General features: G+C 58.2%; 11 protein-coding genes. 8 read left to right on the forward strand and 3 right to left on the reverse strand.

Going from position 1 to position 12673, the window contains the following annotated elements; translation table 11 throughout:
* Positions 1-45 precede the first annotated feature (45 nt).
* Complete coding sequence (locus AC2FH6_RS12825) at positions 46-1020, forward strand: hypothetical protein (RefSeq protein WP_281973874.1); 975 nt, start codon at positions 46-48, stop codon at positions 1018-1020.
* 41 nt (positions 1021-1061) lie between these two features.
* Here the strand turns inward: AC2FH6_RS12825 and nadC are convergent, their stop codons facing one another.
* Genes nadC through nadA form a run of 3 tightly spaced genes read right to left on the reverse strand, consistent with a single transcriptional unit; the run spans position 1062 to position 4540 of the window.
* Positions 1062-1916: a carboxylating nicotinate-nucleotide diphosphorylase gene (gene nadC / locus AC2FH6_RS12830; RefSeq protein ID WP_496702956.1), complete on the reverse strand. Its 855-nt coding sequence runs from the start codon at positions 1914-1916 to the stop codon at positions 1062-1064.
* A complete protein-coding gene (locus tag AC2FH6_RS12835; protein ID WP_496702958.1) occupies positions 1913-3481 on the reverse strand; it encodes an L-aspartate oxidase in 1569 nt (522 codons plus the stop codon). Before AC2FH6_RS12835 ends, nadC begins: the two co-directional genes overlap by 4 nt.
* A 6-nt stretch (positions 3482-3487) precedes the next feature.
* Positions 3488-4540: a quinolinate synthase NadA gene (gene nadA, locus AC2FH6_RS12840; RefSeq protein WP_496702960.1), complete on the reverse strand. Its 1053-nt coding sequence runs from the start codon at positions 4538-4540 to the stop codon at positions 3488-3490.
* 575 nt (positions 4541-5115) lie between these two features.
* Here nadA and AC2FH6_RS12845 point away from each other — a divergent pair.
* The 7 genes from AC2FH6_RS12845 to AC2FH6_RS12875 all read left to right on the forward strand — a co-directional run bounded on the left by AC2FH6_RS12845 (position 5116) and on the right by AC2FH6_RS12875 (position 12659).
* The gene (locus AC2FH6_RS12845) at positions 5116-7059 is read left to right on the forward strand and encodes an AMP-binding protein (RefSeq protein WP_496702999.1); all 1944 of its coding nucleotides are present in this window, start codon (positions 5116-5118) and stop codon (positions 7057-7059) included.
* Between the two features lie 78 nt (positions 7060-7137).
* Positions 7138-7956 carry an ABC transporter ATP-binding protein gene (locus AC2FH6_RS12850; protein WP_142637523.1) on the forward strand — a complete coding sequence of 273 codons (819 nt, stop codon included), beginning with the start codon at positions 7138-7140 and terminating at the stop codon, positions 7954-7956.
* A 77-nt stretch (positions 7957-8033) separates the two neighbouring features.
* Positions 8034-9020 carry a branched-chain amino acid ABC transporter permease gene (locus AC2FH6_RS12855; RefSeq protein ID WP_142637525.1) on the forward strand — a complete coding sequence of 329 codons (987 nt, stop codon included), beginning with the start codon at positions 8034-8036 and terminating at the stop codon, positions 9018-9020.
* A gap of 2 nt (positions 9021-9022) precedes the next feature.
* Entirely contained in the window at positions 9023-9280 is a 258-nt protein-coding gene (locus AC2FH6_RS12860; RefSeq protein ID WP_496693118.1) for a hypothetical protein, read from the forward strand.
* A gap of 3 nt (positions 9281-9283) precedes the next feature.
* On the forward strand, positions 9284-10360 hold the full coding sequence (locus AC2FH6_RS12865) for a branched-chain amino acid ABC transporter permease (protein WP_496702962.1): 1077 nt from the start codon (positions 9284-9286) through the stop codon (positions 10358-10360).
* Between the two features lie 73 nt (positions 10361-10433).
* Positions 10434-11717, forward strand: coding sequence for an ABC transporter substrate-binding protein (locus AC2FH6_RS12870; RefSeq protein ID WP_271950686.1), 1284 nt, complete (start codon positions 10434-10436; stop codon positions 11715-11717).
* A gap of 108 nt (positions 11718-11825) precedes the next feature.
* Complete coding sequence (locus AC2FH6_RS12875) at positions 11826-12659, forward strand: ABC transporter ATP-binding protein (RefSeq protein WP_496679309.1); 834 nt, start codon at positions 11826-11828, stop codon at positions 12657-12659.
* The last annotated feature ends 14 nt before the right edge of the window (positions 12660-12673 follow it).

Consider the following 12673-nt stretch of genomic DNA (forward strand, 5'->3'; position numbering starts at 1 on the left):
ACAAGAAAAACTGGCGGGCCAAACCCGAAGCAGGAGGCCAGAGTGATGGATTACGCGCAGCTGGAACGTCTTGAGAAGCGGGTTTCACTCAAGCCCAATGACCGACAGGCCATCCGGCAGCTTGTGACGATGCTGGAATACTCCAACCTACCGAAACAGCATCTGGGCGCCTACAGCAAAGCGCAGCTTGAGGTGACGGGCGGGTTGAAAAAGGGCTGGCAGGCAGCCCTGGTCGACACCGGACGGCAGACCGCCGCCTATTCTGGTTGGATGAAAGCCCTGGACACACAGAAAATCCAGTTGGCCGTGCCCATCGCCCAGATCTATGTGGGTCAAACCATCACCATCAATGGCGAGCATGGGAATTGCGGCCAACGCCTGAATTTCTTTGAAGAAACCAAGGTGATTTGTGGACTGTGCCACGAGTGCTACAAGGTGCAGATCCTGCCAGAGAACCTTGAGGGGATGTTTCAGGTCTATTTCTTGCTGCTCAACCTGCAGCTGCCCAGGGACAATGCCAGAAAAAGCATGATCGAGCTGCGCGAAGCGGTCAAGTTTCCCTATAAGGCGTATATCTATTGTGAGTCGATCGCAGAGGCGAAAGAGTGTCTTGCGATTTTCCGTGCCGCACAGGCGGAATTTGAGATCACTGGGGTTCACTCAAAAATATCCCACGGATGTTCTGAATACAGTATGGAATACCCCGCGTTTAAGTATTCCGAGGGTGCGGGGGACGACTTTGAAACACCATCCGATTGGAGCGGGATCGAAGAGGCGTATTTCACGGACATTCCGATGCCTGCCCCGGAAAGACCAAGCAATTCCAAACCGATCCTCAGCTTGCGGGACGTTTTTGCCTTTCGGACATGGGTCAGGTTCGCTGAGCTGATCGGTGATAAATCCTGCGAAAAATATGGGACGCGCCTTGGCCCGGAGCTGCCTCAGCCCTTCGTCAAGCGTGTACAGGGGCAGGCGCGGGACCGGCACAGGGAAATGGTGGAGCTTTCTGCACAGGGTTAGCAGCTGTAGCCCATGTGCCAGTGCTGACGCGCGACCGTGGTCTAGACCGGAAAGTCCAATCCCAAATCCACGGTGCGCGCCGAATGGGTCAATGCACCTGAAGAGATATAGTCAACACCCGTTGCCGCGATTGAGGCGATGCGATCCAGCTTCACATTGCCCGAGGCTTCGGTCTTGAGCCTGCCATCCACCATCGCCATCGCCTCGCGCAGCATGTCATTGTCCATATTGTCTAACAGGACGACCGAGGCGCCTCCGACCTCAAGCACTTGGGCCAGTTGGTCCAGACGGTCGACCTCGATCTCGACGGCCATCATGTGGCTGGCATGGGCCTTGGTGGCCTCCAGCACCTGACGCACCCCGCCAGCGGCTGCGATGTGGTTGTCCTTGATCAGGATCGCATCTGACAGAGAGTAACGGTGGTTGAAGCCGCCGCCATGCAGCACGGCCAGTTTTTCAACCAGACGCATTCCAGGGGTTGTTTTGCGGGTGCAGGTGACGCGGGCATTTGTGCCTTTAGTTTCAGCCACGAAGCCGGCGGTCTTTGTGGCGATCCCGGTCAGGCGACCGGCAAAGTTCAGGGCCACCCGTTCGCCCGACAGGATTGAGGCGGCCGATCCCTTGATGGTCATCAGCGTATCGCCTGCCTTACAGGGTTGGCCATCGGCAATATGCGTGGTGATGTCCAATGAGGGGTCGATCAGGCGAAACGCCAGCGCCGCGACTTGCATGCCGGACACGACCGCATCCTCGCGCGCGTTCAGGCAGGCATCATAGGTGGTATCCGCCGGGATCACCGCGCGGGTGGTGACGTCGCCATAGCTGCCAAGATCTTCCATCAGGGCAATGCGGATCATCGGTTCAAGGACAAGATCGGGAACGGTAGAGAAGCTCATGATTGCTCCTTGCAGGCCTGCGCGCGGATGGCGAGTGCTTGGGAAAAGTACATTTCGGACCTTTTGCCGGGTCCGGCCGAGGGGTCGGGAAAATCGGATCGTTCATGCGCGCCGCGGCTTTCTTTGCGTGCCAAAGCGCCCGCGGCGATCAAAGTGGCGGTGGCACACATGTTCAGGAAAGACGGGTTGTCGCTGTTTGCCGCCTCGAGCCGCGCGATGGTGCCAAGCGCTTTGGTCAGGCCCTTGCGATCACGGATAACGCCAACATTGCGAGTCATGGTCTGGCGCAGCTCGGCCACGGCGGCGGGGTCTGACGGAGTGCCGCCGTCCTCGAAACTGATTTCCAGCGGCGGCGTCGCGCCGGTTGCTGGCAAGGTTCCGGCGATGCCTTCCGCGCAGATGCGGGCGTAGACCAGCGCCTCAAGCAGACCGTTCGAGGCCAGACGGTTGGCGCCGTGCAACCCGGTCGAGGATGCCTCACCGCAGACCCATAAGCCGTCGATACTGGCGCATCCGCTGGTGTCGGTCGCGATGCCACCCATGTGGTAATGCGCTGCGGGGGCGACGGGGATGGGCTCCTGCGCCGGGTCGATTCCATTGCGGGCGCAATATTCCGCGACCGAGGGGAACTGAGCCTTGATCTCCTCGCCCAGAACCTCGCGCGTGTCCAGCATGGGGCGGTTGCCCGCCTGAACCTGAGCATAGATGGCGCGGGCGACGACGTCGCGCGGGGCAAGCTCGGCATCCGGGTGGATGGCCTGCATGAACCGCGCGCCATGACGGTTGACCAGAATGGCGCCTTCACCGCGCAGCGCTTCGGTTGCCAGCGGCGCAGGGTCTTCGCCGACATCCATGGCGGTGGGGTGAAACTGCACAAATTCGGCATCCGAAATCAGCGCCCCCGCGCGCGCAGCCATACCGATGACCTGCCCACGGATACGCGGCGGGTTGGTGGTCAGCGCATAGAGCCCACCGGACCCGCCCCCGGCCAGCAACACGGCAGCCCCGCGCAGCATCACTGGGGCTGACCCGCCCTTATCCGCACGCTGAATGCTGACGCCGGTAACACGCCCATCCTCGACATCCAGCCCTAGGGCCATGGTGCCCTCCAGCACCTGGATCGAGGGTGTTTCCCGGACCTGCTCGATCAGGGCGGCCATGATCTGTGCGCCTGCCTGATCGCCCTTGACCCGGACGACGCGGGCAAAGCTGTGCGCGGCCTCGCGCGACAGCACGTAATCGCCGCCCGCGGTCCGGTCGAAAGGCGTGCCCAGCGTGGTCAGGTCCAGAATATAGTCGCGCGCCTGACGCGTCACCAATTCGGCCACCTGCGGGTCAACGGTGCCCGCACCGGCATTTACGGTGTCGTCTGCGTGGCTTTCCGGGCTGTCATGGGCGTCCATCGCCGCAGCCACTCCCCCCTGCGCCCAGGCGGAACTGGCACCGTCGCCCAACGCTTCAGGAGAGATCACCACCACCGGATGCGGGGCCAGTTTCAGCGCAGCATACAGCGCGCCCAACCCGGCGCCCACGATGATAACGCGGTCGGTGGTGAGGGTTTCCATCTCGGATCAGAGACCCAGCTTTCGCGACAGATCGATCATCGCCTGCACCGAATCGCGCGCTTTTTCCGCGATCTCGGCGTCAACCTCGACCTGACCTTCCATCGTGTGCAGCACATAGAGGATTTTTTGCAGCGTGATCTTCTTCATGTAGGGGCACATGTTGCAGGGGCCGACAAAGTCGACTTCGGGCAGTTCATCGGCGATGTTCGAGGCCATCGAGCATTCGGTGATCAGCATCGCCTTTTCGGGCTTCTCGGTGCTGACATATTTGATGATCCCGCTGGTCGAGCCAGAGAAATCGGCCTCGGCCACCACTTCGGGCGGGCATTCCGGGTGGGCAATGAGCCGCGTGCCGGGATTCCATTTGCGAAAGTCACGCAGGTCCTGCGCTGTGTATTGTTCATGCACGATGCACGAGCCGGGCCAGTACACGATGTTCTTGCGGCTTTCATTTGCCACGTTCTGCGCCAGATATTGATCCGGCGTCATGATGACGGTGTCGGATTCCATCGCATCGACGATCTGAACGGCGTTGGACGATGTGCAGCAGATATCGGACGCGGCTTTCACCTCGGCGGTGGTGTTCACATAAGAGACGACCGGCGCGCCGGGATATTTGGCGCGCATCTCCTCGATCCCGTCTGCCGTGATGCTTTCGGCCAGCGAACAACCCGCGGCCATGTCTGGCATCAGCACGGTTTTCTGGGGGCTCAGGATTTTCGAGGTTTCGGCCATGAAATGCACGCCCGCTTGCACGATCACATCGGCTTCGACGTCGCTGGCCTTCATTGCCAGCTGCAAGCTGTCACCCACGAAATCCGACACGCCATGAAAGATTTCAGGCGTCATGTAATTGTGGCCCAGAATGACTGCGTCGCGCTCTTTCTTGAGCGCATTGATCGCCTTGATATAGGGCGCATAGATTGCGAAATCCGGTGGCGCCACCACCCGGTCCATCCGTGCATAGATATCCTGCATATCCGCGACCAATCCGGTCGAAGGTGTCAGGTCATAATGCTGAGAAAGCACATTGGTGATGCTCTGGTGAGTGACATTCATCTCGGCAGTCCTGCCTTGCGTATTGGGGTGGGAAGGGGGTCGGAATTCGTGCTGCCCGACCGTCCAAGAAAACGGTTGATTTCAAAGGCGCACGCCTCTGATCGCACAATTCGAGCGGTTTTGGTCATGCGATCTGGATCATTCCGCATAACCGATGCCTTCGGTCGATACACATGCATAGCAAATCGGCATGAAAAACCGCTCTGAATGTCCTACTCAGTTGCGGGATGCATACGGTGAATTCCAGGCGCGGTAAACATACAAAACCCCAAGCCAATATCGGTATACGCGGATGAATGCGCTTACCTGCTGCAAATTTGCAGTTCGCGGAACAGTTTGTGGTCATCTCGGGCCGGGTCTCTGACGAGGTGTATGGTCCGGGCGGCACGGCCCAACTTGTTACATTTCGTAAGAATTGAGAAAACATCAGGCAAAACTTGACGCTGATCGTGTCGACGTCCCTTAATCGGGGCGTTGGCGTCCGGGCCAGACCTGGACCCGCCATTTCCGGCCCGGGGAGGGGCCGGGTGGGGAGGAGAAAAAGATTGACTCAGACGCAGTCAGGCGCTGAAGGGATGCAGTCTCTTCCGGCGCTGCTACACCGCAATGTGACTCAGTTCGGGGATGCCCCGGCCTATCGCGAAAAGGAATTCGGGATCTGGCAATGCTGGACCTGGGCCGAGGCGGCCAAGGAAATCCGCGCCATTGCGCTGGGGTTTCTTGAGATTGGCGTTGAGAAGGGCGACCATATCGCCGTCATAGGCCGGAACCGCCCGGCGCATTACTGGTCGATGGTTGCGGCCCAAATGGTGGGTGCGATTCCGGTGCCGCTCTATCAGGACGCGGTCGCCGAAGAGATGACATATGTGATGGAACATTGCGGGGCGAAATATGTCGTCTGCGGTGACCAGGAACAGGTCGATAAGGTTATCGAGATTCAGGAAAAAGTTCACCAGATCAAACACATCCTCTACACTGACAAGCGTGGGATGCGGAAATATGATCATTCCCAGATGAACGCGCTGGACGACATCAAGGCCGAAGGCAGCGCAGGTCATGCGCGCTTTGATGCCGAGCTGGACGCGCGTATCGCTGCGATCACCTATGACGACACTTGTGTGATGCTGTATACCTCGGGCACCACCGGCAAGCCGAAAGGCGTGGTGCTGTCGAATCGCAATGTGATCGAAAGCGCCAGAAACTCATCCGATTTTGATCACCTGACCCGGAATGAGGACATCCTGTCCTATCTGCCAATGGCTTGGGTAGGTGATTTCATCTTTTCCATCGGTCAGGCCTATTGGTGCGGGTTCTGTGTGAATTGCCCCGAAAGCGCTGACACGATGATAACCGACCTGCGCGAGATCGGTCCGACCTATTTCTTTGCCCCGCCGCGGGTATTTGAAACGCAGCTGACCAATGTCATGATCCGGATGGAAGATGCGGGCAAGCTGAAGCAGCGTATGTTCCACCATTTTATGGCCCATGCCAAAAAGGTGGGTGGGTTACTGCTGGATGGCAAAGCGGTCGGGTTTGGTGATCGGATCAAATACGCGCTGGGCAATCTGCTGGTCTATGGGCCGCTGAAGGATACGCTGGGGTATGGCCGGTTCCGGGTCGGTTATACGGCAGGCGAGGCGATCGGGCCTGAGATTTTCGATTTCTACCGCTCGCTGGGGATTAACCTGAAGCAGCTTTATGGGCAGACCGAGGCGACGGTCTTCATCACCGTGCAGCCCGATGGCGAGGTGCGCGCCGATACGGTTGGTGTGCCCGCGCCAGATGTCGAGCTGAAGATCGCCGAAACGGGCGAGATCTACTATCGCTCGCCAGGTGTGTTTGTCGAATATTACAACAACCCGGACTCGACCGCCTCGACCAAGGATGCCGAGGGTTGGGTGGCCACGGGTGATGCCGGGTTCATTGAGGAAAGCAGCGGTCATCTGCGGATCATTGATCGGGCCAAGGACGTCGGAAAAATGGTCGATGGCTCGATGTTTGCGCCGAAATATGTTGAGAACAAGCTGAAGTTCTATCCCGATATTCTTGAGGTCGTGCTGTTCGGCAATGGCAAGGATCGCTGCGTGGCGTTCATAAATATCGACCTTACCGCCGTGGGGAACTGGGCCGAACGCAACAACGTCGCCTATGGGTCCTATCAGGAACTGACGGCACATCCGCAAGTGTTAGAGACAATCAAGTCCCATGTGGAAGCGGTCAACAAATCGGTCGCCGCCGATGAAATGCTGTCGGGCTGCCAGGTGCATCGCTTTGTGGTGCTGCACAAGGAACTGGATGCGGATGACGGCGAGATGACCCGAACCCGCAAGGTGCGCCGGGGCTTTGTCGAAGAGAAATTCCACGACATCATCACCGCGCTTTATGACGGGTCTTCAAGCGTTTCGACCACGACCGAGGTGACCTATGAGGACGGCCGCAAGGGTTCGATCAGTGCCACACTTGAGATCGTCGATGCGCCGGTTGTAACGGTCGCGCAACACAAGGTAGCGGCGGAATGAAGTCCGGTCCTGCGCCGCTCGACCTATGGTCATCGCCCGCCCGCCATTCCGTGTATTGCGTAAGTCAAGGAGGGGCTGATGTTGGATAGTTCCGAAGGATATGTCACCGAAGACGGCCGCAAGATCGGCGGCGTCGTGATGGAGATGAAGAACATCACTCTGCGCTTTGGCGGTGTGGTGGCGATCAAGGATATCTCGTTCGACATCCGTGAGGGTGAGATCCGCGCCATTATCGGTCCGAACGGGGCGGGTAAGTCCTCGATGCTGAACGTAATCTCGGGGTTCTATGTCCCGCAAGAGGGCGAGGTCTGGTTTCACGGGGCCAAGCGCCCTCCAATGCGACCCTATGAGGTCGCGCGGCAGGGGATTGCACGAACATTCCAGAACATCGCCCTGTTCGAAGGGATGAGCGTTTTGGACAACGTCATGACCGGGCGCCTGAACTATATGAAGACCAATATCCTGCAGCAGGCTTGGTGGAAGGGTAAGGCCGAGGCCGAAGAGACCGAAAACCGCGAGGCGGTCGAGCGGATCATCGACTTTCTCGAAATCCAGCATATCCGCAAGACGCCCGTTTCACGCCTGCCCTACGGCTTGAAAAAGCGGGTCGAACTGGCCCGGGCGCTGGCCGCTGAACCCAAGCTGTTGCTGCTGGATGAGCCGATGGCCGGGATGAATGTTGAAGAGAAAGAGGACATGAGCCGCTTTATCCTCGACGTGAATGATGAATTCGGCACCACCATCGCCCTGATCGAACATGACATGGGCGTGGTGATGGATCTGAGCGATCGGGTGGTCGTGATGGATTACGGCAAGAAGATCGGCGACGGCACGCCTGATGAGGTGCGCAACAATCAGGAAGTCATCGATGCCTATCTGGGGGTGAGCCATGACTGATCTACGGAACGGGCTGAGAAAATTCGACGAATTTTCCGGGATGACGCGCCAGATGAAATCTGTTCGGAGGACATAGGATGCCTGAACAACTCGTATTTGCGATGGAAGTCATCCTCAACGGTCTTATGGCCGGGGTGCTCTATGCGCTGGTCGCGCTGGGCTTTGTGCTGATCTACAAGGCGTCAGGGATTTTCAATTATGCGCAAGGGGTTATGGCCCTGTTTGCCGCGATGACTCTGGTCGGGATCATGAACGGGCAGGTGCCGTTTGCACATCTGATCAATGCGACTTTCGGGACGCATATCCATTACTTTGGCTGGAGTGTCCCTGCGCTGCTGGCGATTATTCTGACTATGGCGGTGATGGTTCTGTTGGCTTGGGCCGTGCAGCGGTTCGTGATGCGTCACCTGGTTGGCCAAGAGCCGATTATCCTGTTCATGGCCACCATCGGGCTGGCCTATTTCCTTGAGGGCGTGGCCGACCTGATGTGGGGGTCCGAGATCAAGACGCTGGATGTAGGCCTGCCGCAGGGCATCAACCTCTGGCTCGATGAAGCGACCTTTAACGTCTTCGGCTATGGGTTCTTCATCGACAATCTGGACATTGTGGCAACGGTAATTGCGGCGCTGCTGGTGGCGGCGCTGGTTGTGTTCAGCCAATATACCAAGCAGGGCCGGGCGATGCGCGCGGTGGCGGATGACCATCAGGCGGCGCTGTCGGTGGGGATTTCGCTGAACTTCATCTGGATCATGGTCTGGTCTGTGGCCGGGTTTGTAGCGCTGGTCGCGGGTATCATGTGGGGCACCAAGTCTGGCGTGCAGTTTTCACTGTCGCTGATCGCGCTCAAAGCGTTGCCGGTGCTGATGCTGGGCGGGTTTACCTCGATCCCCGGAGCCATCGTCGGAGGGTTGATCATCGGTGTGGGTGAGAAACTGTTCGAGTTCGCCATTGGCCCGATGGTTGGCGGTGCGACCGAGAACTGGTTTGCCTACGTGCTTGCGCTGATCTTCCTTGTGTTCCGGCCGCAGGGCCTGTTCGGCGAGAAGATCATCGAAAGGGTGTAGTCATGACCAAGCTCATCGCCATTCTCAACGTGATCGCATGGGCCGGGTTCTGGGCGTTTGGGTATATCGCCCTGACCTCGGACGATCTGACCGACAGCCAGCTGACGATTGCCGCGATCCTGGCTTTTGCCGGGTTGGTCACGGGTGTCATGGCCTACATGAAACTTGTGCGCGCCTCAGAGGCGAGCGGATATGCCAAAGGCTCCAGCCAACTGAACACTGTCGCCCGCGACCGGGCGCAGGAAGAATGGGGAAAGTAAGACATGTTTTATCGCGAGGCCGGAGATTTCAAAACCTCTTACGTGGAAGACAGCCAGACCTTTCCGATCAAATTTGACCGGTATCGATACTATGTGGTGTTGGCAGTGGCATTTGGGATCATTCCATTCATCATCAATGACTACTGGGCGAACGCGCTGTTGCTTCCGTTTCTGATCTATGCGATCGCCGCCATCGGTTTGAATGTATTGGTTGGCTATTGTGGGCAGGTGTCGTTGGGTACCGGTGGGTTCATGGCTGTGGGGGCCTACGCCTGCTACAAGCTGATGACGGCCTTTCCCGAAACCAGCATGTTCATCCATGTCATCCTTGCGGGCGGGATCACCGCCATTGTTGGTGTTCTGTTCGGATTGCCTTCGCTTCGGATTAAGGGGTTCTATTTGGCCGTGGCCACGCTTGCGGCGCAGTTTTTTCTGGTGTGGCTGTTCAACCGTGTGCCGTGGTTCTACAACTACTCGGCTTCTGGGCAGATCAACGCGCCCGAGCGGGATGTGTTCGGCATCATCATCACAGGCCCGAATGCTCCGGCCTGGGCAACCTATCTGTTCTGCCTGATCTTCCTGACCTTCTGCGCCATCATTGCACGGAACCTGACTCGGGGAACGACCGGCAGGACATGGATGGCGATCCGCGACATGGATATCGCGGCCGAGATCATCGGGGTAAACCCGCTCAAGGCAAAACTGACCGCCTTTGCTGTCAGCTCATTTTTTGTGGGTATCGCGGGGGCGCTATTCTTTGCGGTCTATCTGGGCGCGGTTGAGGTTGGCGAAGTCTTTGGCATCCAGAAATCGTTCCTGGTCCTATTCATGGTCATTATCGGCGGATTAGGGTCTATCTTCGGCTCCTTCGCCGGGGCAGCTTTCTTGGTATTGCTGCCGGTTGTTTTGAAGGTGGTTGGTGTCGATCTACTGGGCTGGCCCACTGATATCGTTGCGCATCTCAATCTGGTGATCGTCGGCGCACTCATCATCATGTTCTTGATTCTGGAACCGCATGGACTGGCGCAGCTTTGGCGTGTGGCGAAAGAGAAACTCAGACTCTGGCCGTTTCCGCACTGACGGGCAGGCCCAAAGACAAGACGGGTGCAAAGCCCGAATTCAACATCGGACCAATCAAGGGAGGAGACACCCGATGAAGACGAAACTGGCAACCCTGGCGCTGGGCGCCATGATGGCCGCAGGTCCGGCCATGGCCGACCTTGTGTTCCCGTCGCTCAGCTATCGGACGGGACCATATGCGGCAGGCGGTATCCCGTTTGCTGACGGCTATGCCGATTATTTTACACTGCTCAACGAGCGTGATGGCGGCATCGGAGGTGTTTCGGCCAATGTGATCGAATGCGAAACCGGCTATAACACCGAAAAAGGCGTGGAATGCTATGAATCCACAAAGGGCGAAGGCGCCTTGGTATATCAGCCATTGTCGACCGGCATTACCTACCAGCTGATCCCAAAAGTGACCGCAGATGGCATTCCGCTGCACACGATGGGCTATGGCCGGACCTCTGCTGCGAACGGCAAGGTATTCAGCCACGTGTTCAACTATCCGGCCAACTACTGGAACGGAGCGTCGGGCGCGATCAACTATCTTCTGAGCGAAAACGATGGTGACCTGAACGGTAAGAAAATCGCACTGGTCTATCACAACTCGGCCTATGGCAAGGAACCGATCCGCACGCTGGAAACCCTGGCTGAAAAGCACGGGTACGACCTGACGCTGCTGCCTGTTGACCACCCCGGTCAGGAACAGAAATCGCAGTGGCTGCAAATTCGCCGCGAAAAGCCTGATTATGTAATCATGTGGGGCTGGGGCGTGATGAACCAGGTCGCGGTGCAGGAAGCTGCGAACATCCGCTTCCCGATGGAAAACTTCATCGGAGTCTGGTGGTCTGGCGCTGAATTTGACGTGCAGCCCGCGGGCGACAAGGCAAACGGCTATAAGGCACTGACCTTTACCGGGCTGGGCATGGACTATCCGGTCTATGACGATCTGCAGAAATACGTGGTGGATGCAGGCAAAGCGGCGGGTGCGGGCGATCAGCTTGGCTCGGTTCAGTATAACCGCGGTCTCTATGCCGCCATGCTGGCCGCTGAAGCTGTGAAGACTGCGCAGGGAATCCACAATACCGCTGATATCGACGCATCCATGATGCGCGATGGTATGGAGGCGCTGGAAATGACCAACGCCAAGATGGAAGCGCTGGGCATGACCGGTTTCGGGCCTGAATTCTCGGTCTCGTGCGAAAATCACGGCGGACCCGGCCTTGTCGGCGTTGTGCAGTGGGATGCTGCGGCCGGAACCTGGAACCCGGTTCAGGACTTCCAGCCGACCGATGCAGATGTGATCAACACGTTGATCGAAGAAGATTCTGCAGCCTATGCAGCGGAAAACAACATCACACCTGGGTGTGAATAAGTGGCTGGCCCCGGTCTTGATCCGGGGCCGCGAAACTGACCAGAGCGGCGGGTAGCCGCCGCTCTATCCCAACGGTCCCTCTCGGGACAGGCATGAGGACACGCGCTGATGCTGGATGCGGCACAAACCACTGACGTGCAGGCGGAAACCCTGCTTGAGGTCAACAATATCGAGGTGATCTACAATCATGTGATCCTTGTGCTGAAAGGCGTCAGCCTAACGGTGCCCAAAGGGGGCATTACGGCCCTGCTGGGCGGCAACGGGGCAGGCAAGACCACCACACTCAAGGCGGTGTCGAACCTGCTGCATTCGGAACGGGGCGAAGTCACCAAGGGATCAATCAAGTATCGCGGGACCAGCGTGCATGAAAGTGAGCCTGCCGATCTGGTGCAAAAAGGCGTCATCCAGGTGATGGAGGGTCGCCATTGTTTCGAACATTTGACGGTCGAGGAAAACCTGCTGACCGGCGCCTATACCCGCAAAGATGGTAAGGCCGCGATCCAACAGGATCTGGACCTTGTTTACACCTATTTCCCACGTCTGAAGGAACGCCGCCGCAGCCAGGCGGGTTACACGTCGGGCGGAGAGCAACAGATGGTTGCGATGGGTCGGGCGCTGATGTCGCGGCCCGAGACGATCCTGCTGGATGAGCCGTCCATGGGGCTGGCCCCGCAGCTTGTCGAAGAGATTTTCGGCATCGTCCAAGATCTGAACGAAAAAGAGGGCGTCTCGTTTCTGCTGGCCGAGCAGAACACCAATGTGGCGCTCAGGTTCGCACATTACGGCTATATTCTTGAATCCGGCCGCGTGGTGATGGATGGCCCAGCTGCCGAGCTGCGCGAAAACCCCGATGTTAAGGAATTCTATCTGGGCATGTCGGATGACGGCCGCAAAAGCTTCCGCGATGTGCGCTCATACCGCCGCCGCAAGAGGTGGCTGTAGGCGGATGGAGGATT

The organism is Ruegeria sp. CDSC045, assembly GCF_059610725.1.